Source organism: Bacillus pumilus, assembly GCF_038738535.1.
Lineage (GTDB): Bacteria > Bacillota > Bacilli > Bacillales > Bacillaceae > Bacillus.
Genome location: NZ_CP046128.1, coordinates 2401291 through 2424787, shown reverse-complemented (window position 1 = coordinate 2424787; position 23497 = coordinate 2401291). Strand labels below are relative to the sequence as shown.

Annotated in this window: 21 protein-coding genes, 1 tRNA gene, 4 pseudogenes and 1 other annotated feature (1 of these 27 cut by a window edge); of the genes and pseudogenes, 20 read left to right on the top strand and 6 right to left on the bottom strand. The window is 36.9% G+C overall.

All coding sequences use genetic code 11. The features are described 5' to 3' along the window. Positions 1-95 precede the first annotated feature (95 nt). The 5 genes from GKC25_RS12310 to GKC25_RS12290 all read left to right on the top strand — a co-directional run bounded on the left by GKC25_RS12310 (position 96) and on the right by GKC25_RS12290 (position 4818). Positions 96-169 (top strand) — tRNA-Arg (locus GKC25_RS12310). 446 nt (positions 170-615) lie between these two features. Further along, positions 616-1059: a GIY-YIG nuclease family protein gene (locus GKC25_RS12305; protein WP_251180570.1), complete on the top strand. Its 444-nt coding sequence runs from the start codon at positions 616-618 to the stop codon at positions 1057-1059. Positions 1060-1277: 218 nt separating this feature from the next. Next, on the top strand, positions 1278-1490 hold the full coding sequence (locus GKC25_RS12300; RefSeq protein ID WP_251180569.1) for a recombinase family protein: 213 nt from the start codon (positions 1278-1280) through the stop codon (positions 1488-1490). A 477-nt stretch (positions 1491-1967) separates the two neighbouring features. Continuing rightward, positions 1968-4115 (top strand): DEAD/DEAH box helicase, encoded by a 2148-nt coding sequence (locus tag GKC25_RS12295; protein ID WP_342689822.1) that lies wholly within the window; start codon positions 1968-1970, stop codon positions 4113-4115. After that, the gene (locus GKC25_RS12290; protein ID WP_251180567.1) at positions 4108-4818 is read left to right on the top strand and encodes a DUF2290 domain-containing protein; all 711 of its coding nucleotides are present in this window, start codon (positions 4108-4110) and stop codon (positions 4816-4818) included. The genes GKC25_RS12295 and GKC25_RS12290 overlap by 8 nt, the downstream gene beginning before the upstream one ends. Before the next feature lie 734 nt (positions 4819-5552). Here the strand turns inward: GKC25_RS12290 and GKC25_RS12285 are convergent. Together GKC25_RS12285 and GKC25_RS12280 are read right to left on the bottom strand one after the other, a co-directional pair. Then, positions 5553-6533: pseudogene (locus tag GKC25_RS12285) on the bottom strand (SDR family oxidoreductase). A gap of 990 nt (positions 6534-7523) precedes the next feature. Beyond that, positions 7524-7922 (bottom strand): hypothetical protein, encoded by a 399-nt coding sequence (locus tag GKC25_RS12280; protein WP_342689821.1) that lies wholly within the window; start codon positions 7920-7922, stop codon positions 7524-7526. A gap of 97 nt (positions 7923-8019) precedes the next feature. Between GKC25_RS12280 and GKC25_RS12275 the strand changes: the two genes are divergently transcribed. The 4 genes and pseudogenes from GKC25_RS12275 (at position 8020) to GKC25_RS12260 (ending at position 10494) form a co-directional block, all read left to right on the top strand. Further along, positions 8020-8751: a hypothetical protein gene (locus GKC25_RS12275; protein ID WP_342689820.1), complete on the top strand. Its 732-nt coding sequence runs from the start codon at positions 8020-8022 to the stop codon at positions 8749-8751. Between the two features lie 111 nt (positions 8752-8862). Beyond that, positions 8863-9138: pseudogene (locus GKC25_RS12270) on the top strand (ArpU family phage packaging/lysis transcriptional regulator); the annotation flags it as partial. A 548-nt stretch (positions 9139-9686) separates the two neighbouring features. Next, complete coding sequence (locus GKC25_RS12265; RefSeq protein ID WP_342689819.1) at positions 9687-9980, top strand: hypothetical protein; 294 nt, start codon at positions 9687-9689, stop codon at positions 9978-9980. A gap of 145 nt (positions 9981-10125) precedes the next feature. Then, positions 10126-10494, top strand: a pseudogene (locus GKC25_RS12260) (HNH endonuclease). Between the two features lie 258 nt (positions 10495-10752). Here the strand turns inward: GKC25_RS12260 and GKC25_RS12255 are convergent. From GKC25_RS12255 to GKC25_RS12245, 3 genes are all read right to left on the bottom strand, one after another. Then, the gene (locus tag GKC25_RS12255; RefSeq protein WP_341040711.1) at positions 10753-11091 is read right to left on the bottom strand and encodes a hypothetical protein; all 339 of its coding nucleotides are present in this window, start codon (positions 11089-11091) and stop codon (positions 10753-10755) included. 21 nt (positions 11092-11112) lie between these two features. Next, on the bottom strand, positions 11113-12669 hold the full coding sequence (locus GKC25_RS12250) for a T7SS effector LXG polymorphic toxin (RefSeq protein WP_342689818.1): 1557 nt from the start codon (positions 12667-12669) through the stop codon (positions 11113-11115). A gap of 94 nt (positions 12670-12763) precedes the next feature. Then, positions 12764-12952 (bottom strand): hypothetical protein, encoded by a 189-nt coding sequence (locus GKC25_RS12245; RefSeq protein WP_342689817.1) that lies wholly within the window; start codon positions 12950-12952, stop codon positions 12764-12766. A 190-nt stretch (positions 12953-13142) separates the two neighbouring features. Here GKC25_RS12245 and GKC25_RS12240 point away from each other — a divergent pair, with 190 nt between their 5' ends. The 10 genes and pseudogenes from GKC25_RS12240 (at position 13143) to GKC25_RS12195 (ending at position 20801) form a co-directional block, all read left to right on the top strand. Continuing rightward, a complete protein-coding gene (locus tag GKC25_RS12240) occupies positions 13143-13322 on the top strand; it encodes a hypothetical protein (RefSeq protein ID WP_342689816.1) in 180 nt (59 codons plus the stop codon). A gap of 282 nt (positions 13323-13604) precedes the next feature. Further along, positions 13605-13748, top strand: a complete 144-nt coding sequence (locus GKC25_RS12235; protein ID WP_342689815.1) for a hypothetical protein — start codon at positions 13605-13607, stop codon at positions 13746-13748. Positions 13749-13766: 18 nt separating this feature from the next. Then, positions 13767-14243 (top strand): annotated as a pseudogene (locus GKC25_RS12230) (DUF4241 domain-containing protein); the annotation flags it as partial. A 241-nt stretch (positions 14244-14484) separates the two neighbouring features. Then, complete coding sequence (locus tag GKC25_RS12225; RefSeq protein ID WP_342689814.1) at positions 14485-15756, top strand: Kelch repeat-containing protein; 1272 nt, start codon at positions 14485-14487, stop codon at positions 15754-15756. A 252-nt stretch (positions 15757-16008) separates the two neighbouring features. Further along, positions 16009-16158 carry a teichoic acid D-Ala incorporation-associated protein DltX gene (locus GKC25_RS12220; protein ID WP_024427820.1) on the top strand — a complete coding sequence of 50 codons (150 nt, stop codon included), beginning with the start codon at positions 16009-16011 and terminating at the stop codon, positions 16156-16158. Between the two features lie 14 nt (positions 16159-16172). After that, complete coding sequence (dltA, locus tag GKC25_RS12215) at positions 16173-17678, top strand: D-alanine--poly(phosphoribitol) ligase subunit DltA (protein WP_034661718.1); 1506 nt, start codon at positions 16173-16175, stop codon at positions 17676-17678. After that, a complete protein-coding gene (gene dltB / locus GKC25_RS12210; protein WP_034661715.1) occupies positions 17675-18859 on the top strand; it encodes a D-alanyl-lipoteichoic acid biosynthesis protein DltB in 1185 nt (394 codons plus the stop codon). The genes dltA and dltB overlap by 4 nt, the downstream gene beginning before the upstream one ends. A gap of 21 nt (positions 18860-18880) precedes the next feature. Next, the gene (dltC, locus tag GKC25_RS12205) at positions 18881-19117 is read left to right on the top strand and encodes a D-alanine--poly(phosphoribitol) ligase subunit 2 (protein WP_024423191.1); all 237 of its coding nucleotides are present in this window, start codon (positions 18881-18883) and stop codon (positions 19115-19117) included. Further along, positions 19117-20283 carry a D-alanyl-lipoteichoic acid biosynthesis protein DltD gene (gene dltD / locus GKC25_RS12200; RefSeq protein ID WP_342689813.1) on the top strand — a complete coding sequence of 389 codons (1167 nt, stop codon included), beginning with the start codon at positions 19117-19119 and terminating at the stop codon, positions 20281-20283. The genes dltC and dltD overlap by 1 nt, the downstream gene beginning before the upstream one ends. A 95-nt stretch (positions 20284-20378) precedes the next feature. Then, positions 20379-20801, top strand: coding sequence for a YkvA family protein (locus GKC25_RS12195; RefSeq protein WP_034661711.1), 423 nt, complete (start codon positions 20379-20381; stop codon positions 20799-20801). An 81-nt stretch (positions 20802-20882) separates the two neighbouring features. Here GKC25_RS12195 and GKC25_RS12190 read toward each other — a convergent pair whose 3' ends face one another. Continuing rightward, positions 20883-21926: a lactonase family protein gene (locus GKC25_RS12190; protein WP_095285534.1), complete on the bottom strand. Its 1044-nt coding sequence runs from the start codon at positions 21924-21926 to the stop codon at positions 20883-20885. Between the two features lie 432 nt (positions 21927-22358). Here GKC25_RS12190 and ilvE point away from each other — a divergent pair, with 432 nt between their 5' ends. Next, positions 22359-23273: a branched-chain-amino-acid transaminase gene (gene ilvE / locus GKC25_RS12185; protein WP_003216381.1), complete on the top strand. Its 915-nt coding sequence runs from the start codon at positions 22359-22361 to the stop codon at positions 23271-23273. A gap of 8 nt (positions 23274-23281) precedes the next feature. After that, positions 23282-23497 (top strand) — a binding site (T-box leader); it runs 31 nt beyond the window's last position.

Genomic DNA, 23497 nt, shown 5'->3' with positions numbered 1-23497 from the left:
AAAACTTTCGAAAAACCGTTGACTTTAAAGAACAATAGTAATATAATGAATCTTGTCGCTGAGGTAATACACCACAGCACACTACATAACAACATGTCCCAGTAGCTCAGCAGGATAGAGCAACGGCCTTCTAAGCCGTCGGTCGGGAGTTCGAATCTCTCCTGGGACGTATAATAAATCGGGTGCTAAAGCCCGTCAAATCAACCTTCTATATCATATAGTGAAACGGTCAGTATAACGGTCACGTAAGTAATTACACCTGTTATTGGCTTATATCACTTTCGGTATAGGAGGTTTTTTGTTGTGATCAAAAGAAAAGAACGATTAGATGTTAAAATTGATGTAAATGGGTTACTCGAAGGGCGGTCAGTCAGTCATCATTACACAACGATTAATAAAACTGTGATTTTAATAAGAATAAACAATGTTCTATTCTGTTTGTCACAATAAGCTTTATTGGATTGTGAAAGAATGTACTTAACTAATGAGCCAGTTTAGTGCAAGAAAGCTATGATACAATTAAAAGGGTTAAAAGAAAAAAAAGATAGGTTTCATTTGAGAAATTTTTTATTTTTTATTATGACATCACTATTTATAGAACAAGGAGTAAGGAAAATGGGAATGAAAACAACGAGAAAAAATTATACTGAATGGGAATTGAAACATTTAAATCAACCGTTATCGTTTGATGATGTGTGGGAGTTAGGAAAAGAAAAATATAGATTCGATACGCAAGATTTAATAGGTATATATGTATTTCAGAACATTAAAACTAACCGATTTTATGTAGGTAGCTCACATCATATTTTTGGCAGGTTGAAATCCCATGCTTCCTCTATAAAATCAGGAAAGCATAGTTATCCAGAAATAAATGAAGATTTTAAAAAATACGGAAAGGATAGCCTTGTATTTAAAATATTAACATATTGTAATAAATCACAATTACATAGGTTTGAAAAAAGTTGGCTCCAAACTTATAGCGAAAAAGAAAAGCTATATAATAAAGCTGAACTTGATAATTGGGATACGGCAAAAGGAAGATGGGCTAGAAATAGGTAGTGAAAAAATAAATGAAAAGTTAATGCAGTGCAAATTAACCTATAACAAAGATGAAATTGACCTTTCAACTATGTCGATTAATTACGTAAAAACGGAAAAAGAAGGGGATGGCTCTGAAGCACCTTAAATGGTTGCCAGAGCCTTTTTAAATTATTCACAGGTTTAGAATGAAGTGTAGTAATATCGATTCTGAGTGGTTAGAGGCAACAGGTAGACTAATGTTAAAGATGATTAGTGTCATTAATGATTTTGAACGTGAAAATATGCTCGAAAGACAGCGTGAAGGTATTGCCATAGCAAAAGCGGAAGGAAAGTACAAAGGAAGAAAAGAAGTATCCATCCCCGACTTCGGCCAGCATTATAAACGGTATATGCAGAAGTATCGAAGACTCAGCTTGCTAAAGAATTGGATATATCAAGACCAACATTAGATAAGTTAATTAAGGAACATCAACAAGTTAGTTAAGGGGAGGATATTTCCACATTTTTACTGAGTTCATAGCCGAGATAGACCAGATGTACCCTTATCCACACGACTCGTATAATTCAAGTTTATTGAATGAACTCAAATGTGACAAAAGTAAGGGTGAAAAATATAATTGAAAAGGATATAAATAAGAGGAAGTAAAACGGAATGTAAAAATGAGTAAATAACATACAATTGAATATTGACTTGTTGTCATTTGCATTCCATATTACATGTTTCACAAATGTAATAATTTTGAGATCTAAAGTTGTTGGAGATTCGAAATTATTCCAATTGTTTGTTTGAAAATGACTTTTTTGATGTATCATGTTAGAGGAAAATGCTTAATAACTATTTGACTAAAGGTGAAACTAACTTTAATGTTAAGTACAGTGAAGTAATTACGTGTACATTTCCCTAGTGAAGAGAGGTTGGTTATATAATGGAAGTAAATATTACAGCAGAAGAGTTTTATAGTGATGAGGCGGCAAAGCTTCTATTGAATCATTTAGAGTCTAATGCTGCAAAGTATAAGTTGGATAATGCAAAATTATACTATAATTATCCACTATTTAGGGAGATAGATGATGATTTAAGGTATCCGAGTTTTATGTTAATTAGTCAGTTATACGGCATCATTCTCATTCAGACAGATTCAAGAACTCAGCGTAGTCTGGAAGGGTCAGAGGTAATTAAGCTGGATGAGGAAATTTCACATATTCACTCACTTACTTTTTCGAAGTTGATAAAGGAAAAGGTATTAAAAAAATCCAGAACTAGTCTAAACTTCAATCTGAATACACTTATATATATTCCTAATTATGGGGAATTGTTTGATGAGTCGATACAGGATGAGATAGACAGTATAGTTGTTACCAATACTAGCCAATTTGAAAAGATGTTTATTGATTTAGAGGATGAAGGCTTCTCAGATGAAAAAATTGAAATAGTGTTATCCGTCTTAGAAGGATCAAAAGGTATAATAAAGCCTAAGGAAAGAGATATTGAAGAGGATAGTTTAAATAGTAAGGCTAAAATATTGGAAGAATTAGAGAAAGAAATTGCTAAGTTCGATAAGAGGCAAAAATACGCTGCATTATCTCATCTGCATGGTCCCCAAAGGATAAGAGGTTTAGCTGGTTCGGGTAAAACAATAATACTAGCAATGAAAGCAGCTTTGCTCCACTTAAAATACCCAGAAAAGAGAATACTTTATACTTTCTTTACCAAAAGTTTATATGATTATGTTAAGTTACTTATTACCCGATTTTATCGACAATACAGCACTGAAGACCCAGATTTTATGGATAAGATCCATATATTACACTCTTGGGGTGGAGTGAATATAAGGGGAGTTTACTATGAGGCTTGCAGAGATAATCAAGTCCACCCGTTATCCTACGGTGATGCTTCAAGAATGCAAGGGGATGCCTTTGATAATGTTTGTAAAAATTTACTTGAAGTAAAACAAGGAAAATTGAAGGTTAAGTATGATTATGTTCTGATGGACGAGGCGCAAGACTTTCCAGATTCTTTTTATCAAATCTGCCGTGAAATTGTTAAGGATGATTGTATAGTTTGGGCATATGACGATTTGCAAAATATATTCGATGTAAAGAGACAGGATGCTGAACAAATCTTTAAAAATAAATACGGAGCGGAGGGAATCGATTTAGCTTCCTTACAAGCTGCTCATCCAGAGATGAAAAATGATATAGTACTACCAAAATCATATCGTAACCCCAGAGAGATTTTAGTGATAGCACATGCGCTAGGCTTCGGGTTTTATGGTCCTGCCCTTGTTCAAACATTAGAAAACAATGAGCATTGGAATGATGTAGGTTACGAGGTGGTCAAAGGTGAGTGTATTGATGGGGAGGAGATGCATGTTCTTCGACCTGAGGAAAACAGCCCACTCTCTATTTCAACAAAGCAGAATATTGAAGAGATCATAAAATATTATAAAGCTTCATCCATGGATGACGAAATTGAATGGGTTTGTAGGGAGATAGTTCAAAATATTCAAGTTGATAAGTTAAGACCAGATGATATAGTTGTTATTAGTTTAGATGACCGTTATGCTAAGAGTTACTTTTCAACTATAAGTGAAATTTTAGCTGAACAAGATATCTACACGAATAACTTATCATCAAATTCTTATCAAAAGGGATTCCAAGATGATAATAGGATTACATTATCTAGTGTATATAGGGCTAAAGGTAATGAAGCGCCTGTAGTATATGTAATTGGATGTGATACTTTCGGGAAAAATAGGCTACTTCGTACAACAAGAAATAAGATATTTACAGCTTTTACTAGAGCGAAGGCTTGGTTGAGGGTGACGGGAACTGGTGATAATATGGATATGCTTATTAGTGAGATTGAAGAGGCAAAATCCAACTTCCCGTACTTTAAATTTGTGCATAAGAGTGAGAAAGCAATTAAACGTGATTTAGCAGAAATTAATGCAACAGAATCAAAGCAAATAGATAAAATTTCTGATTTGTTCAGTAAAGAAGCTGATAAACTTGGAATAGATGTAGATGACCTTATAGAGATAATGAGAAAAAGAAGGGGTAAAGATGAATAACGGAGCAATAGTGGATGGGATTTCAAGGGGAAAGAAGCTTTTAAAAAAGGCAAATATCGAATTCACAACGAATACAATGTTTCCAACAGATAATCTTGCTCCTAATAAATTCTCAGAAGATTTCTTTAGGATTTCACAAGAAAAAGATTATGATAAAATTCATAGGACTGCTCTAGAAAACGGGGATTACGATATTATACTAGATGATTATTCTCTATTTCAGTTTTCCAAAGATTATACGGGTGCTATTAGGTATGCGTACTACCAATCATCGAGAGATATTATAACTTACGAAGAATTTATGGAGGAATTTGGATTCGTTGATGGTGATTATTTGCTATATCCCTCTGATGAAAAGCCTTTTTATAGGGACTACGAGCAACTAATTGGGGAAGCAAAAATCTCAAATAGCGTAACTCCTATAAGATATGACTATAGTCCAGATCAGTATTTAGGTATAACACATCCTGCTTCTCATTTGCATATTGGTCATGAAAATCAAATAAGAATTCCAATAAAAATGATTTTATCACCACAAGCTTTTATGGGCTTTGTTGTCAGACATATCTACTATAAGAAGTGGAAAAAAGCCATGGTTAATGATAATTATTTGCAAGAATACCTTAGTGTTAAGAGAACATGTATAAGTTTAGATTCCAATTATTTTAAACAAGATGAAGTAAGCGATTTACATCTTGTTTAGCCTTTGTATTACGTGGGTTTTAAATTCATAGAAAGTTGGTTGATTATTGTTAAAGCTATAATTAATATGTCTATGATTCTTATTAGAAATTGGGGATTTAACGTAAGCAAATATAGTGGAAATTAAGTCAATCGGTCAAAGTTTGGAAAGTGACCGTTACACATGAACGTAAACAAATAGCGATATATAGGGCGCTGGTGGCGAAATCCATAGTGGCCTTCTAAGCCGTCGGTCGGGAGTTCGAATCTCTCCTGGGACGTAATTAAATCGGGTGCTAAAACCCGTCAAATCAACCTCCTATATTGTATAGTTAAACGGTCAGTATAAGGTATAGGAGGTTTTTTGTTGTGATCAAAAGAAAAGGACGATTAGATTTAAAGTTGATGTAAATGGGCTACTAGAGGGGCCGGTCAGTCATCATTACACAACGATTAATAAAACTGTGATTTTATGAAAAGTAACCACCCTTTACTCATTTGCCCATTTACCCGTTCTGAAATAAAGAAAAAACTTCCGTCGTTGTTTCGGAAGTTTTTTTGTCTGCGATTGATTTAAATTACTGGATAATTCAGTTCGTAATTTGGGTAGCAATAATAAGGCGGTCTACGTCCAATTTCAGGCATTAGCCATGAATCCTCCATATAAACCATAGTGACTTTTTCCATTGAATGATTCACAAGTAATAACTCTACTTCTGGGTTAAATTCATATCTCAATCCAATGACCTCCTTATATTAGGAATGTGTGGATTCCCCACCGTCAACATGCAGCACTTGACCTGTAACAAAACGTGAATCATCAGAAGCGAGATAAACAAATGTTGGTGCGAGTTCAAATGGATGCGCAACTCGTTCCATTGGGTTAAATGCTCCATATACTCCCACTTGGTCTGACGAGAAGCTTGCTGCAATGAGTGGCGTCCAGATTCGACCTGGAGCAACAGCGTTTACACGAATTCCTTGTTTTACAACATTTTTAGACAAAGCACGTGTCCAACCAACAATTGCCCCTTTTGTGGCTGTATAATCAATCATTTGTTGCTCGCCTACATACGTTACGACTGAAGAAGTACCGATAATAGAACTGCCTGGTTTTAAGTAAGGAAGAGCTGCTCTGGTTGCGTAAAAATGTGAGTATATGTTGACTTTAAAGGTGTCATCGAATTGTTCGTCTGTAATGTCAAGAAGGCTTGGTTGTTGAAATTGGATACCAACGTGGTTACATAGAACATCTAGACGTCCGAAGGTTTTTACTGTTTTCTCTACAATGGTGATACATTGTTGTTTATCTCGCAAGTCTCCTGGCATCAATAAACAACGTTGTCCGAGTTCTTCGATTCTTGCTTTTGTTCTATTAGCATCTTCGTGTTCATCTAAGTATGCAATCGCAACGTCAGCACTTTCCTTTGCGAAGGCAATGGCTACGGCTGCACCAATACCACTATCCCCTCATGTAATAAGAGCAACTTTTCCCGCTAACTTACCACTCCCTTTGTAATTTGTATTTTCAATAATTGGAAGTTGTACCATTAAACCTTCTACACCAGGATGACGAAGTTGACGTTGTTCAGGTAAATTAATTGGGATTTCTTCATAGCGTGTGATTTTTCCGTAATTAGGGTACATGGGATAAGGTTGAGTTTTCATTTTCTCTAAAAACATCTGTTGCATTTGTTTTATTTGTTGCAACTTACGCTCATCAGATTCTTGTGTCATTTAATTCCCTCCAAATGTACAAATTCCCTTTAAATGTTTATGTTGTTTACTGCTAATCCAAGTATTAATAATGAATAAACTTGTGAAGGAGTTATTTGAAGGGTTTCAGAGAGCTTTCATAAGTAGGTTGGAATTTCAAGGTATTGAACATGTTCAAAAACAAGTAATTCAACGTATTACGTCAGCAATCAAGGTTGGGAAGTAATAAAAATTGCATACCAATTTATCGGAAGTTGAGAAATGTATGAAGGCGAAGGAGGAGAAGAGTATTTTACAGGTCCTGTTAGGTATCCCAATTTTATTCATGAGATTTTCAAAGTAGGTGGTCAGACTCCACTTTTTAAATATGTAAAGCTAATGCCGCAGTATTGGTTTCCCTTTCTCTTATTGGTAAAGAAACTTTTGAAGTTTCCGACTATGCTCCTGGAGTTACTTCATCAGTTCCTGGCTTATATAATCCTGCTCGGATTGGAAAACAAATGCGTAAGGATATCGAAAATAAAATTGTGAAAGCTTTAATTGAAGGAAGTAGTTACGAATTGAATGAATATTTCACATTGGATAAGAGCATGAAGGCAGGAAGTTGCTGAAGATTAAGCCAGGCTGCAAGCAAATAAACTTCAAACTGTTTGGACCACATCCAGACCAAACTGCATTGGATCTTTTTCCTAAATCGGTTTAAACTATTTGAAGGTTCTTTACACTAGGTAGAGAAATCCTTAACACCCTTGATTAATATAGTAAATGAGGATACGGTCTAAGTTCGAAAAGTGATCGTTATACATGGCTAATGGATGTGGATATCAATAGGTTTAAAGCAGGATAGAGTAACGGCCTTCTAAGCCGTCGGTCGGGAGTTTGAATCTCTTCTGAGACGTATATGATTTAAAACTGTTAAAAGCCAGAAACGTTGATAAGACAATGTTTCTGGCTTTTTTATTTTTTTCCTCTATTGTTTGGACAAAGAAGGCCATATAGGTGTTATCTATTTTAGCGATCTTTTATGACTCCAGTAACTGATGCATTGGAAGGAGCATGAGTCTCTACGTTTACATAGATAGAATATTTCACACCTTTGTCTAGCCAAACGTCGGTACTCTCAGATTTATTGCCTTTTGATCCGCCAACATAAAATCTTTGTACTGAATTAGATGGTGTAGCATTCCTTCTAACTTCACATAAAGCATCTATATTATCTTTAGACGTACTTCCTGAATAAGTACATGTGAATTTCATATACTTACCATTTCCGGTGAATTCAATTTCTTTTGCGGCATTGTCAGATTTTTTTGCTGATAAACTAACAAGAGTTGCTGCTTGAGTTGATGCTACAAACGGTATTGAAAAAAACAGAATTGCTGTTAATGCTACGACAAGAATTCTTTTCATACGATAACCCTCTCTCTTAATTATTTGGTACAATAACTATAATTTGACATATTTTTTGTCTATCCTCCCATATTTAAAAATAAAAAGGAGAATTTAAATGGATATCAATGAAGTCCTCAAAGTAATAAAAGAATATTATAAGGTTCCAAGTATTGTAGTTGCAATTTTTTTTCTTTTTAAAAGCATTAAACCAATTTCATTTATTTCAGCAGGTATTCTTGAAAAGAAGTTTTTTTCTAAAGAAAAATTATTTATTTTTAAAACTGGTAAGTACATTATCCATACATTATTTTGTACAATCATTCTATATATTGGAGCAACATTTGTGTCGATAAAAATAAATGGGGATTTTATGATTTTTTTGTTGTATTTAGGGGAGTTTTTATTGTTGCTTATTGTTTCAACTTATACAAATAAAGAAACCAGTGTTTCGAAGTCAATAACATCAAATAAATGGTTAAAATCTCTTGTTATTATTTTGTTTATTGCATGTTTTCTATGTTTTTATTTTACATTTTATAATATGGTTCTAGCGATTGATTTTGACCACCAGTCATACAAAGAGGTTCTAGTCATAGGATTAATGTTATTTATTCTAACATTGCCAGTACCTTTAATAATGAAGCCTGTTTCAATATTTTTAAATTGGTATACAAATAGGGTTCTTTATTGGGAAGATAATGAGAAAAACAAATGGTACTTAATCCATCTAATAGATAAGAGTTCATTTTTAGTGGGAGATCATAGAGATTATATTTCATGTCAAAGAACTATGCTTCTCAAAAAGGAAGATTTATATGGAAAGACATTGCATATAGAAAAAGAATAGGTTCAAGATTAAGAGTTTGCAGACACTAATCAACCCTTTATAGTGGTGATCGTCGAGTCGTTTTTTATTTGACTGAAAGGAGTAGACAAGTAGCCTAGACATTCATTTTGCAGATTGACAAAGAAATACAAAATGTTAAGCCTCCAAACATCAGAAGTCTTTCTCGTAAAGTCACAACAACTTATTCTATTGCATCACCAAGTTCCAGTTTCATTCAACGATCAAGGATTCAGCGTGCAATTAATCGTCTTACGCAAAAGGAGTGACGTATCTTAGTTATGATCTAGCCTCAGCCAAAGGAATTATTATCGTGTTAAAAATAAAGCATATTATAGACTGGCCTTTGCTTTGAGTGAAGAAGTGTACAAGCAGGGGGATAAATCATGAATTTTGTTCAGCCAATAATGGAATTGATCAGATCTATTATATAAAGAAATATCTTGGAGAGCGGAACAAAAGGAACTTGCTGCTGTTTGTGGCGGAATCAATCTAGGCCTGCGTATATCCGAGCTGCTGCAATTGAGAGTGAAAAATGTAAGAAAGCAATATGTGTCGCTAAGAGAAGAAAAAACAGGTAAGAAAAAAGAATCAAAATAAACAAGACGCTTCGAAAAGCGGTTGATCCATATTTAATGATCCTTCGGATTTCCTTTCAGTTTTAAAGAAAAGCTACGAGATACGAGAGAGGATCAACTTTAGACACAACTTTTTTGCAGCTAGACAAAAAAAGATCCATATTTATCAATGCTGGTTCTATATCTTCCTTTGAAGTTATCCCTGAATCTGCTTTTGATGAAGATGATGGTGAAATTTTATACTAGATTAAGGAGCACCCTGCGGGGTGCTTTTATTATTGTCTTTATATTAACTTGATTATTTAACGTGTATACGAATTCCATAAATAGGTGATAGTTATATCAAAGGAGTGATTATACATGGAAAATAAAAGTGAATTAGTTTTGGTGTTACCTGGAACAGAAACTGATAGAATTCCATTGGCTATGACAAAAGTAGAAATTGAATTTTCAAAAGAAGATGATGTTCAAAAATGTGTTCAAGCATTAAAAGAATCAGATGAACAATTAAAAATGGATCCAAAACCATATGATTGGCAATTCACTCTTAGAAGAGGTCTTAAAATTTATCAATTGGTACGATCTCGATTTTTTCAAAGAAAAAAGAAATATTTTTCAAAATCAACAACATGGAAATATTTTCGCGAGTTTTAATATTTCAGCTGAATCATTTGTTGTAAGACATTATGTAGAATATCAAAATGATTAGACTATTAAATATTTAACTTGATTCTAACTAAAATAAAGAAGACCTTATCTTAAAAGAAAGGTCTTTTTTATATGAAGGGGAGGGTGTCAAATGCAAACATCGTTAAAGCCCTGCAATGAACCAAACTGTCCAATTCTTATTTGGTTAGACTACTGTGAAAAGGACAACCCCCAAGCGTACAAAGCCATTCTATGATCAATACCGTGAATCATATCATCACGTCGTGGGTATAACAGCCGATGGCGTAAGGCGCGTGAAGGATATCTTACAAAGCATCCTTTGTGTCAGTCTTGTATGTTACAAGGTAAACGGATTGCTGCTACAGTAGTGGACCATATCAAACCGCATAAGGGAGATAAAAAACTATTTTGGGATTCTTCTAACTGGCAGCCGCTGTGTGCGTCCTGTCACGGTAGGAAGACCGATAAAGAAGATGGAGGGTTTGGAAATGGATTATAAAAAATGCACATGTGATCAATGCAGAACTATCTTTATAATCAAGTTCTGTTCTAGGATTATGAAAATCGGACGTGACATTAAACGACATCTTCTTGTATGTCCAGGGTGTAAAGCTGAGTACACATCCTACTAAAAGAAGAGAGCAGGAAATTAAGGCATCAGATGAAAAGCTAAAGCTCCTTCTTACTTACCAAGACTTATGTTGGAATAAAGCAGAAGTAAATGAAAAGCCCTTCCGATATAGAGGGCTTTTCATTGTTATTCATCACTGGCCAATTCCCATATTTTTTGACCGTCTGCCATATAAACTGCACGTGGTGTATCTTCATAAAGAGAAATCTCAAACAAAGTGTTTCCCTCAATTAACCAAGTATATAAACTGTCTTTTTCATTATTAAGGGGAGGAGATAAAATCTTATTTACTTGAAAGACTGTAGCGTAATATTCTTTATAATTGATGTCATCATCTTCTAGACCGTTATCAGTTTCAAAAAATGTATCAGTTCTACCGATTAGCCTTAATCCATTTTCATATTCCAATGTAAGGTCTCTATTTTTGTATTTTGATAATGTTTTAAATAAAGAATCAGGTTCCATGTCAATCCTCTTTTCTCATATTTATGATGGTTGTGAAGGCACGATGTGAGCGCCGTTTTTACTATAATGTATAATACCTCTTGTAGTCTCTTCATACTTATTGGTCTCTGTATTGTAATGCTTTCCTATGACTTGACCAAAATCCACTCTTTCTTTATTTTTTGTTTTTAACATATCACCAGTACCTGCATGTTTATCAAGCAATTTTTGTGCTTTTTTATTATCTCCAAAGAAGATACTCTTTGTTTTACCATTAGCTATCTCCTGTTTATAGTTAGTTGCATCAGGAATATGTTTTTCTTGAGAGCCTGGTTTTACTTTTACAGGGAAACCATTTACTTCACGATACGGACCTTTTGGTACGGAATGTTTGCCGAAGGAAGGTGTTTTGAAAATCTTCTTGGCTACTTTCTCTCCTTTCATTATTTTAAGTACGTATTTTCCAACTTTAGCGATTTTAGCTCCGGGTATCATGTACAAGCTTGATACTAAACGGTCCATGTCAGCGACTTTGTCACCTGTTACAGGGTCTCTCCCTGTGATGGCTCGAATGGCATCATTTATTCCTGTAAATTCAACCGCTGTATTTAAGATGTTTGAGGTTTGTTCTCCCGTTTTCAAGTCAGAAATCTTTGTGATGCTTTCAATATTCACTTTGTTTTGATCCGATATTCGTAACCGATATAGCATTCCATCTCGAATAACTTCAACTGTTTTGGCATTTGCGAAGTCAATCTTTTCATTTGTATTATATACTTTTCCATTTACGAACACGGCGTTTTGATTGATTTTATTAGACGGTTTCTTCTTCACAAGAGTATCCACATTCGATTGCTCTTTATCATTCAGCTTGTTCAGCATGATCATCATTGGGTTTTCTTTAGGGTTGTCTATTTTTTCATTCAATCCGCTGATGTTGCTGCTGATTTTTTCTTCTTTTCCATTTTTGAAGATAGAGCCTTTTTGATAACTGGTAATTTCAATTTTCGGGCCAGTGAACATCTTGCTTAAAGTATCTATGTATTGCTTCATTGTGTGAAGGGAACTATTTGTTTCATTTAGAGCACTTGTTTGTTCTCTGTCAAATGCATGAAGTAGTCCAATGGTTTTGGACGTCTCAAGCCATGCTTTTTGATAGCTTTGTTGAAAAGCAGATTCATCTACATGAGGCAAATGCTCAATATGGCTGACCCTGCTGAGGGCTTGATTCACATCGGATACAATATCAGAAATAGTCCGTTCGGCTTTTTTTAACCCTTGGTCAAGCTCGTGTTCAATGAATGATTGAGAGATAAAACCATTCGGGTTTGATTCAAAAGCATGAAGTGCCTGTTTTGTCTTTTTTAGCGCACCGCTGTATTCTTCAATGACGATCTGAAAGAATTGCAAAAAGGGAATGTGACACTCCATATAAAAATCTTTTATAGCTTGTCCAGCTTCTCCCTTTAATGCGCTATCTAAGGAGATGATTTGGTTGATTTGTTTTTCTAGGGACTTCACATTATGTAATTGCTGCTTCAACTTGTTCAGCGTTTGGTCAATTCCATTCTTCAACTCAAAGACATCAAGGGTTTTCATTCCGTTCTCCTTTACTTTCTGTTAGTACTCGTAGCAATTAAGCTTCCACATAAAGAAAGGGAGCTGCATAAACGACAGCTCCCAAGATGAGGAGTTAATTTTTCTTTTTTCTGTAGTCTTTTACTAAGCTTGAAACAACTAAACCCATCACACTAAAAGCCACAAGATAAAATAAAATATTTGTTACAGGTGTATCAATTTTCCCTAAGATCATCACAAGGGCAATAATAGCGCCGGGTAAAGTAATTAATAACATTTTGGATGGCGTGCTTTGCTGTGACACTTAATGACCTCCTGATTGATCCATTAAATAGATATTTTAGTTGATTTTAACATATGGAGATTGTGCGAACAACATAAGGGGGAGCAATCTACTTTAAGAGCGGACAAACGAAACTTGCTGATTTTATGGAAATCATTTCAATTAAACCTTTTGTGTAATAAAATGTATATGATTTATACAAAGGGGTGAAATGGCGGTGAAGCATTTTTTAACGGCAATCGTGGTGGCTATCATTGTGGGGATCATTGTATATGTTGCAGACGATCGTTTAAGCATGTTTCCGTTGATGCTGATTTTAGCGGTTGCGATCTATATCGTAAGCAGAATTAGCGAAGCATTGATTAAGAAATACACAAAAGAAAATAGTTAAAAGCACAGCCCTCCATTGGAAGGGTGTTTTTTAATTAACCTTCCTAATGAAAAAGACATTGCAAAGCAGTAAATGTTCAAAAGAGAGAATATTCTTTCTCCAACTAAAAAAAGTAAGGTGTATAGTAGAAGGAGAAGATGAATCGAGTTTTAAGTAGGAACTTGTATTATCGACGAGAAAGGAGATGAAGCTTATCTCGTTGCAGCTTTTTATTGACGGATTAAATGGGGGAAAAGTATATAATTCCAAACGCTTCAGAAAAATAATGAAAGGAATGATTACTTGTACAACATCAATCCAACACACCTGCTATATAGCAATGGAGAGACAAGCAATCAAGAGGGTGATCAATTATTTGCTAAACAGTTAGGCTATATCGAGATCACGAGCGGTCATATCGTTGCCTGTGATCCTTTTGTTTTATAAGGGGACCAATCTTTTACGAGGAAGGTTACTCTAGGAAAATATCCTATTATACTTGTAGTTAAGCGGTTGGAAAGCGGAGACGAACGAGTAGCCTATGCAATGATCAAGTTTACAAACGAGCTAGCAATAGACTGGGAGCTTGCTACAAGAATAGGGCAAGAACTTAATCAATTGAAAGAAGGCGAGTTCTTCGGCTACGGAGTAAATACGGGTATGGGCTGCTTTATGGATGCGGAGTTAGCACTATATCTCCAAGCTTATGAGGATAAGCGATATAAAGAGGACAATGATTTTTATCTTTATGAGGAATTTGCAGAAGCGCTTGAGCAAAACTACAAGCACACATGGGACTGGCTCGTCACCCGTTTTCATGACAAGGTGTACATTGCCATGTTTACAACAGGCTTCGGTGACGGGATGTACCCAAGCTTTTGGGGACTAGATGAAAACGGAGAATCGGCTTGCCTTGTGAGGGATTTTCTAATAATGGACTGAGAAGAAACCTATGAATCATCATGGTTTTTTTAATGGGGAAATAGAAAAATATAAGTAATGCCTGCAATTAATTAATATTAATATGAAATAATTCTAATGCGGAAGTCTGATTTTAGAAATTTATAGGCGCATTGTGGAAACAGTAAATAACTAATAAATATATATAAGTAACAAAAACATGAAAAAAATAAATAACTATCCGATATTTGTTATGTAAACAAATTGAAGGAGTGTGGTTATATTGAAAAAATGGATTTTTATTTTCACTTTGTTGTTGTCAGTATTATGTTATCCATCACAATCGATAAAAGCGGAAAATACAGATACGCTTGAATGGAAAGAACGGGCAGAGTTGTCAGATGCCAGAGTAGGAGCTGTAAGTGAAGTATATGATGGGAAAATCTATGTAATAGGTGGAACGGGTCCAAGTAAGGCATATTCTAATACTACTTATGTATATGATCCGAAACTAGATAAATGGTCAGAAAAAGCTGGTATGAAAACAGGCCGTATGGGTGCTGCCAGTGTAATAGTAGATGAACGTATATATGTAATGGGTGGTAGAACAGAACAAGGATCCACGAATAGCGTAGAAGTTTATAATATCAAAACGGATACATGGGAGAATTCAGAAGACCTTCCATTTGAATTGAAGATATCTGCATATAATTTATACGCTGGTGTTATAGATAATAAAATCTATGTTGTTGGTTATAATAGTTCGTTAAAGCCAGAGAAGTACAATAATACATTTAGTTACGATACAAAAACAAAGGAATGGACAAAAAAGAAAAAATTCACCAATGAGGCTACTGCTGGAAATGCTGTGGTTATAAAAAATAAACTCTATGTTTTAGCTGGATCAGAATTAATAGGTCCAAAAACGTTTGAGTACGATCCATTATTAGATCAGTGGACAGTTTTAGGATCGGGAGCAATTGCACCTTATCATGATGCATTAAATTTTGAGGATTATATTATAAGAACAGGTGGAACTTCTAGAGTTACACTCTTTGATATAGAAGCTATGAAATCGAAAACTATACCTAACACTTCTGCACCTTATCGAATGGGACATGTATCAGCACTTGTTGATGATACACTCTATGTAATTGGAGGAGTTGAACAAAGTTCAAGTGCTCCTACTAACGCTAGAGCAAATTTCAAAACTAATTTATCTATCTCGTTAAAGAGTCTAAAAAACACTGAGACCGAACCACCTGGCGACAAAGACCCAGAACCAACCACACCGCCTAAAGACGATGCAACAAATGAAGACGGCGATGCACTACTCATCATCACAATGGTCAATGGTTTGCAAAAAGAGTATGACCTCTCCATGAAAGAAGTCAACGCCTTCCTATCCTGGTACAAAAAGCGTGACGCTGGAGAAGGACCAGGTTTTTATGAAATTGACGAGCATGACAATAACAAAGGTCCATTTGAAAGTAAAAAGGATTATGTGGTGTTTAAAAACATTCTCATGTTCGAAATCAATAAATATAAGAAGTAATTGAAATCGAAGCCATCTAGTCCGACTAGGTGGCTTTTGCGTTAGTTCAACAGCTTTCAGCAATTTTAAGGCAAATTTAAGATCGGATTTCATTTCAAATGTATTAAATCTTTGTTACAATAAGACAGCTTTGCTCAAAAGAGACGTTCCAAGGTTCGACATTTTTTTAGTATTTCTTAAAATTTTTATGTTTTGATATGAAACTCTTTTAATGATTCATGCGTCTCTATAAGTGTCAAAAGAAAAGAGGTTATCAATATGCTATTCAAAAAACTATCAGAAAATAAGTCTGTAAAATGGATAGGATATACAAGTTTTTACTTACTTATTTTGCTATTATTGTTCTTTATTTACGGATTCCATACAGCAAATACGGGATCATTCATTTACAACGATTTTTAATTGGAGATTAGACTATGAAACTATTACACACGATTCATGAATATCAACAAACGAAACCGACACAGCCAGCATTTGTTTCTCAACATGCTTCGATCACATATGATGAGCTTTGGCATTTATCAGACCAAATGGCTGGTGCGATCGATTCTGTCGCAAATGGCAGTGCACCTGTCATTGTATACGGTCATATGGAGCCAGAGATGCTGATTTCTTTCTTAGGCAGTGTGAAATCAGGCAGACCTTATATTCCGGTCGACATCTCAATACCTGCCGAGCGTATCGTCTCAATTATTGAAAGCTCAAAAGCCAGCCTGTTGATTTGTGCAAATGAGCAGAATGTATTAGATGTAGAAGAACACATTGAGGTGAAAAGTGCGGCATCGCTTTTAGCACTTGAAAAAGAAGCGCCGCCATCCTCGCAGTGGGTTCAACATGATGATGTCTTTTACATCATTTATACGTCTGGCAGTACCGGAAAACCGAAAGGCGTTCAGGTAACAGCCAATAATTTAGAAAGCTTTACAGAGTGGATGTGCCGAGACTTCCCAATTGGCGGGGGGCGCACCTTCTTAAATCAAGCACCGTTTTCTTTTGACTTATCAGTGATGGATTTGTATCCAGCGCTTCAATCAGGCGGTACGCTTTACTGTTTAGTGAAAGATCTAGTGAATAAGCCGAAGGATATGTTTGCAGCACTCGGTCAATCTGACGTTGAAGTGTGGACATCAACACCTTCCTTTGTGCAAATGTGCTTAATGGATCCTTCCTTTACAGGGGAGCTTTTACCAGAGCTGAAAGTCTTCTTGTTCTGCGGAGAGGCACTTCCTGTATCTGTAGCAAGTGCGCTCCTTGAGCGTTTTCCAAAGGCGCAGGTCTTTAATACGTATGGTCCGACTGAAGCAACTGTTGCGATCACATCGATTGAAGTCACGCAGGCGATTCTTGATCAGCACGATTCTTTACCAGTCGGCTACGCCAAACCGGATACAGATATCGTCATTTTAGATGAAGAAGGCAAGACCCTTCCTGATGGTGAAAAAGGGGAAATTGTCATCGTAGGGCCAAGCGTCACGAGAGGCTACTTAGGTGAACAAGCCTTAACAGATAAAGTGTTCTTTGAATACGAAGGACGCCCTGCTTACCGTACAGGTGATGCAGGTGTGGCACAGGATGGTTTGATTACATGCCACGGCCGTCTGGACTATCAAATTAAGCTGCATGGATACCGGATGGAGCTTGAAGAAATTGAATATCATGTGAGCGAGACAACCTATGTCAATGCTTGTGTGATTGTGCCGTTCCAGCCAAACGGTCATGTGGAGTACTTAATTGCAGCCATTGTTCCAGCAGCGCATTCTTTTGAAAAAGAATATCAGCTGACAAGTGCAATTAAGAAAGAAATGGCGGATTCACTGCCTGCGTACATGATTCCAAGAAAGTTTGTCTATCTTGAGCAGCTGTACATGACGCCAAACGGGAAGGTTGATCGTAAAAGAATCGCGAAAGAGGTTCTTCTATGATTCCGTTTAGTTCATTCTTTTTCTTCATTCTAATTGGTGTTCTTCTTTTGCCGACGATCATTCTTGGTCTTCGCGGCAAAAGAATGCAGGGCTACAACATGTTTGCAACGGTTGTGGCGCTCGCGCTTATTTTCTCAAAGGATGCACATGGCGCATTGCTGCTCTTCTTGTTTACAGTGTGGCAAATCTTGATCATCCGCTTGTACCTTTCGTACCGGCTGAAGGCGAATCAAGCGTCTGTCTTCTATATGGCAGTGGTGGCATCTATTTTGCCGCTTGTACTCTCAAAGGTTTTACCGTTCTTTTTAACTCATCAGCCGCATCAACCGCCGCCAATGAACTGGCTGAGCTTTTTAGGAATCTCGTACCTAACATTTAAAGGTGTCCAGTTAATTATCGAGACAAGAGACGGCTTGATTAAGAAGAAAATTCCGATTCATCGTTTGGTCTATTTCATTGTCTTTTTCCCGACGATTTCATCAGGTCCGATTGATCGTTACCGCCGGTTTGAAAAGGATATGGATACGCCGCCTGAAAAGGAAGTGTACAGTGATCTTCTATACGCTGGTATTCATAAAATTTTTATCGGCTTCTTATATAAGTTCATTATTGGTTATCTGATTCACACGTATATTCTCATGAATATTCATCACATTAGCAGCAGTCACTTTGTTCAACAGTTAACGTATATGTATGCGTACAGTATGTATTTGTTCTTTGACTTTGCTGGGTATACAGCATTTGCTGTTGGTGTGAGTTATATGATGGGCATTAAATCACCAGAAAACTTTAACAAACCGTTTATCAGCCGGAACATTAAAGACTTCTGGAATCGCTGGCACATGTCCCTCTCCTTCTGGTTCAGAGACTACGTGTTTATGAGATTTGTGTTCTTTATGACAAAAAAGAAGTGGATCAAGAACCGTATGGCTGTATCAAATATTGGGTACTTTGTCCTCTTTCTATTGATGGGTGCTTGGCATGGTCTAGCACTTCAATATATTATTTACGGACTATATCACGCAGTTGTGATGTCCGGTTACAATTTATTTGAGAAATGGAATAAAAAGCACAAGTGGTGGCCGGATAATAAGGTCACAATGGTTGTGTCGATCATTATTACATTCCATGTGATTTGTTTCGGATTTTATATTTTTTCAGGAAAACCATTTCATCATTAATCATTAAGGGAGTAGAAAATTATGGAATTTAAAAATCAAGTATACGGTATTATTGCAGAGGTTTGTCAGGACGACGTTGTGAAAGAAAATCCAGAGATTGCAATTTTTGAAGAAGGTCTTCTAGATTCATTTGGTACAGTAGAACTGCTTATGGCAATTGAAAGTCAGCTCGGAATTACTGTTCCGATTACAGAGTTCGATCGTGATGTGTGGGATACACCGAATCACATTGCTGAGCAGCTGGCAGAGATGAAGTAATGAAAAAGCGTTTTTTTGGGCCGCTTTTTTTAGCGGCTGTTCTATTCATTGGTGTTCTTCTTGTACCAAATGCATGGCTCTCACATCTGATCCCAAAAGACAAATTACAAAAGTCAGCCACAGAATTAGATCCAGGGATGTTCCAGGGGCTTTATTTACAAGATGAAATGCTAAAAGATCCAACTTATTTGCCGATCTATGGATCTTCTGAACTATCACGTTTTGATCCATATCACCCTTCGAATTTCTTTCATGAGAATCCTCAAGGGTTTACACCTTATCTTATTGGAAAAGGTGGGTCACAATCATTAATTCATGCGATGAACTTCGCAGCGCATATGGATGAATTAAAAGGGAAGAAGCTTGTGTTTATCGTGTCCCCGCAGTGGTTTGTGAAATGGGGATCTGACGAGAATCACTTTGCACCGAACTATTCAGCGCTTCAAGCGCTTAATCTCGCTTATAATAAAGAAATTGATCCAGCTGTGAAAAAAGAGCTGATCAAGAGAATCATGACGTTTAAAGCTGTAAAGAACGACATGGTCATCACAGAACTTTTTAAAGCAGAGCTTTCTGGGAACAAATTCGCTTATGGCGCGATTTCTCCTATTGCAAAAATGTATTATGGCATGCTTCAAAAGAAAGACATGTACTATACAATTGGATCGGGGAAAGAGCGTAAGCTTCATCCGTCTCCTTCTGTCAAAGGAAAAACATGGACTGAGCTTGAAAAAGAAGCGAGTGTCTTAGGTGCGGAAAAAGCAGGGAACAACCCGTTTTATATTAATCAAAAACTATTTGACCGCAAGCTGAAACCGATCATGAAAAAGATGAAAGATTCTCGTGAAGACCACTCCTATGCGGAATCACCAGAATACAAAGATTTTCAAATCATGCTGGATATTTTAAAACAGGCAGGGGCGAAGCCTTTGTTTGTGACGATTCCTGTCAATGGAAAATGGTATGATTATACCGGTTTCCCGAAAGAGGGGCGTACAGAGTATTATGAGAAAATCAATCGTCAAATTCGAGATAACGGGTATGAAGTCGCAGATTTGACTAAACATGAATACGATCCTTACTTCTTTAAAGATACAATTCATGTGTCTTATAAAGGATGGGTCTACATCGATAAGGCGATCGAAAAGTTTTACAAAGAGCAGTAGAATGCAGCAGCTTTCTGCTGCTTTTTGTTTGTCGAATCGGCGGATATCTTGTATAACGAAGGGAAAAGGGCTATGCTGTAGATGGAGGCGATATGATGAACCGTTCTGAGAAAAAAGAACTATTAAAGCGTTCGAAGAAGCATTTTAATGATCATGCCTTTTGGGAAAAGTTAAAAAAGACGGCACAAAAGGCTGGTGTCTCTCTTGTCTATGCTGTGCTATTACTTTACTATACATTGCAAAAACCCGAAGTGCCTGTCAAAGCAAAAACCCTTATTATTGGGGCACTCGGATACTTTATCCTTCCTATTGACCTCATCCCTGATACATTGATTGGTGTCGGCTACACAGATGATTTAGGAGCGATCACATTTGCTCTGCTCCAAGTAGCGATGTACATTGATGATGATGTGAAAGGAAAAGCGAAGGACAGGCTGTCAAAATGGTTCGGTGAAAAAACCGATACGTCTCTTATTGATCAAAAGCTTGAAGATGGCGGGATGCCGTCTGCACGCTGAAAAGAAGACAAAGGGCTAAAATAAAGTTCATTTTAGCCCTTTGTCAACAAGCTGAAGCCTCCAAAACGGAGGCTTTTTTCATTATCCTAAAAATTTCACGCAAACTGGATGAGGAACGGCGATGTCTGATTGTAAGACAGTGAGAAGTCCTGTTTCTTTGTCGCGTTTGTATAACACTAGGTTGCTAGATTCTTGGTTTGAACCGACGAGGAATTCTTCAGTTGGATCAAGCACAAAGTCTCTAGGCCAGTTTCCTTCAGAGGAAGCAATCTCGACAAGACTTAATTGGCCGTCAGCGTCTGCTTTAAAAATCGCAATGCTGTCATGACCGCGATTTCCTGCATAAACAAATTGCCCGTCTGAAGAGACGTGAATGGCACTGCCCTGATTGTTCTCTGTAAAGTCGCTTGGAATGGTTGCGATCGTTTGGATCTCTTCGAAATGACCATCTTCAAAGTAACGAAGCACAATCACCTCTGAGCTTAGCTCTGTCATCACATATGCCACAGGTTTCGTTGGATGGAATGTGATATGGCGAGGACCGGTGCCTGGTTTTGTTTCAAATGTATGAGCGAGCTCGAGTTTGTCGCCCTCTTTCTTATACGTATAAATGCCATCTGTCCCAAGGTCAACAGCCACTGCAAATTGTTCATCTGGTGTCAGACCCATAAAGTGAGTGTGCGGTTTTTCCTGACGGTCTTCGTTTGGTCCAGTTCCTTCATGCTGCGCCTGTGACAGCGTGCGGATGACTGAGCCATTTTCAGCATCGATTTCATACATCTCTGCTGTTCCTTTATGATAGTTTGCTGTAAAAGCTGTTTTTGTTTGATTGTCCACGCTGACGTGGCAAGGAGAAGCGCCATCGGCAAGCTCTTGGTTGATGAAACGAAGTGTGCCGGTTTCTGCATCAATTTGATACGCAGCCACGCCGCCCTGTGATCCTTCTTTCACAACAGAATACACAAATTTTTGAGAATCTGAGACGGTTAAATATGTAGGATTTTCAAGTTCAGCAGCTACTTTTACTTGTTCGATCTGCTGCTTGTCCGTATTTAATGTAAAAGTATAAATGCCTTTACTGTCTCCCTTTGTATATGTTCCGATATAACCTCTGATGTTAGCCATGTATTGCCCTCCTTCTATAAGATGCTCTCATTCTATCATAAATTCATAGGAAAACGCTTTAGAAAGGCATGCCGAAAGAAAATCAAAAGCGTTGAAATCTACCAGTATTCATTAAAAACGATGTGAAAAAATATGACAAACGTTTTCTCAAAAGAAAAGCGTTCAGGTAAAGTAAATCAATTGAAGAAAAAATACAAAAAATTTTAAGTTTTTTCATTCCTTGTCTAGCAAAGGTGTAAGCGTATACATTTAATTTTGATTAGTCTAAATTGTCTAATAATTTTAAAAATGCTGTTGACACTGTATGGAAAGCGGCGTAAGATGGGTTCAACAAAAGCTAAACAAACACGCAGAGCAAGCGTGAGAGGCTTCAATAAAAAGTGTCTGAAAATTCAACTACTTTTTGTTTGAAAGAGAGGGTGCGCACTGATAATGGAAGACCAAAAGGAACAGTGGATCTTTTTAAACGATGAACTCGTGAAAAAAGAGGATGCGAAAATTTCAGTTTATGATCATGGCTTCTTATATGGTGACGGTGTGTTCGAAGGGATACGCGTGTATAACGGAAATATCTTTCGAATGAAAGAACATTTAGACCGCCTGTATGATTCCGCCAGATCCATTATGCTGAACATTCCATATTCACTTGAGGAACTCACGGAAAAAATGATTCATACAGTTGAAAGGAACGGCCTAAAGGATGCCTATATTCGTCTTGTTGTCTCAAGAGGAGCTGGTGATCTTGGTTTAGATCCAAACAACTGCGGGAGAGCCAACACAGTGATCATTGTAGAGCCGCTGGCCATCTTTCCAAAGCACCTATATGAAACGGGTATTGATATTGTAACAGTACCGACGAGACGAAATCGTCCCGATGTACTGAGCCCAAAAGTGAAATCATTAAATTATTTGAATAACATCCTTGTCCGAATCGAAGCCCATATGGCCGGTGTGAGTGAAGCGCTGATGCTGAACGATCAAGGGTACGTGGCAGAAGGTTCTGCAGACAATGTGTTTATTTATAAAAAAGGTAAGCTTTATACACCGCCAGGTTATATCGGCGCTCTTGAAGGCATCACAAGAAATGCCATCATGGAGATTGCAGAAGACTTAGGCTACGAAGTGAAAGAAGAACCATTCACAAGGCACGATGTGTATACAGCAGAAGAAGTTTTTCTGACAGGAACCGCAGCCGAAGTGATCGCTGTTGTAAAGGTTGACGGCCGTACAATCGGTGAAGGGAAACCTGGGGTCCACACAAACAAACTTCTTGAACAATTCCGCAAGCGAGTGGTTGAAGAAGGAGAAAAAGTCGTATTTACAGATGAAAACATTCACGCAAGCTAAATAGATATCGATAAACGTTGAAGAGGACTAGTAGCTTTAGAGTCAGTATCTACAGAGAGCCGGTGGTAGCTGGAAACCGGTGTTACTTTCTAAAGTGAACTCACCTCTGAGTGTCTGCTTGAAATGATAGTAGGGCAGACCGAGTGACATTGCTCACTCGTTACCAAAATGGATGAAAGATGTCCATGAGACGGCAGCAGATTTTGCCGTGAACAAGGGTGGTA

Bases quoted from the DNA above. Each gene is read 5' to 3' on its own strand.
- GKC25_RS12190 (WP_095285534.1), bottom strand. From the start codon at position 21,926: ATGGCTAACATCAGAGGTTATATCGGAACATATACAAAGGGAGACAGT.
- GKC25_RS12280 (WP_342689821.1), bottom strand. From the start codon at position 7,922: ATGAAAAGAATTCTTGTCGTAGCATTAACAGCAATTCTGTTTTTTTCA.
- GKC25_RS12295 (WP_342689822.1), top strand. From the start codon at position 1,968: ATGGAAGTAAATATTACAGCAGAAGAGTTTTATAGTGATGAGGCGGCA.
- GKC25_RS12290 (WP_251180567.1), top strand. From the start codon at position 4,108: ATGAATAACGGAGCAATAGTGGATGGGATTTCAAGGGGAAAGAAGCTT.
- dltD (WP_342689813.1), top strand. From the start codon at position 19,117: ATGAAAAAGCGTTTTTTTGGGCCGCTTTTTTTAGCGGCTGTTCTATTC.
- dltA (WP_034661718.1), top strand. From the start codon at position 16,173: ATGAAACTATTACACACGATTCATGAATATCAACAAACGAAACCGACA.
- ilvE (WP_003216381.1), top strand. From the start codon at position 22,359: ATGGAAGACCAAAAGGAACAGTGGATCTTTTTAAACGATGAACTCGTG.
- GKC25_RS12255 (WP_341040711.1), bottom strand. From the start codon at position 11,091: ATGGAACCTGATTCTTTATTTAAAACATTATCAAAATACAAAAATAGA.
- GKC25_RS12300 (WP_251180569.1), top strand. From the start codon at position 1,278: ATGTTAAAGATGATTAGTGTCATTAATGATTTTGAACGTGAAAATATG.
- GKC25_RS12240 (WP_342689816.1), top strand. From the start codon at position 13,143: ATGGCGGTGAAGCATTTTTTAACGGCAATCGTGGTGGCTATCATTGTG.
- GKC25_RS12250 (WP_342689818.1), bottom strand. From the start codon at position 12,669: ATGAAAACCCTTGATGTCTTTGAGTTGAAGAATGGAATTGACCAAACG.
- GKC25_RS12265 (WP_342689819.1), top strand. From the start codon at position 9,687: ATGGAAAATAAAAGTGAATTAGTTTTGGTGTTACCTGGAACAGAAACT.
- GKC25_RS12305 (WP_251180570.1), top strand. From the start codon at position 616: ATGGGAATGAAAACAACGAGAAAAAATTATACTGAATGGGAATTGAAA.
- dltC (WP_024423191.1), top strand. From the start codon at position 18,881: ATGGAATTTAAAAATCAAGTATACGGTATTATTGCAGAGGTTTGTCAG.
- GKC25_RS12275 (WP_342689820.1), top strand. From the start codon at position 8,020: ATGGATATCAATGAAGTCCTCAAAGTAATAAAAGAATATTATAAGGTT.
- GKC25_RS12195 (WP_034661711.1), top strand. From the start codon at position 20,379: ATGAACCGTTCTGAGAAAAAAGAACTATTAAAGCGTTCGAAGAAGCAT.
- dltB (WP_034661715.1), top strand. From the start codon at position 17,675: ATGATTCCGTTTAGTTCATTCTTTTTCTTCATTCTAATTGGTGTTCTT.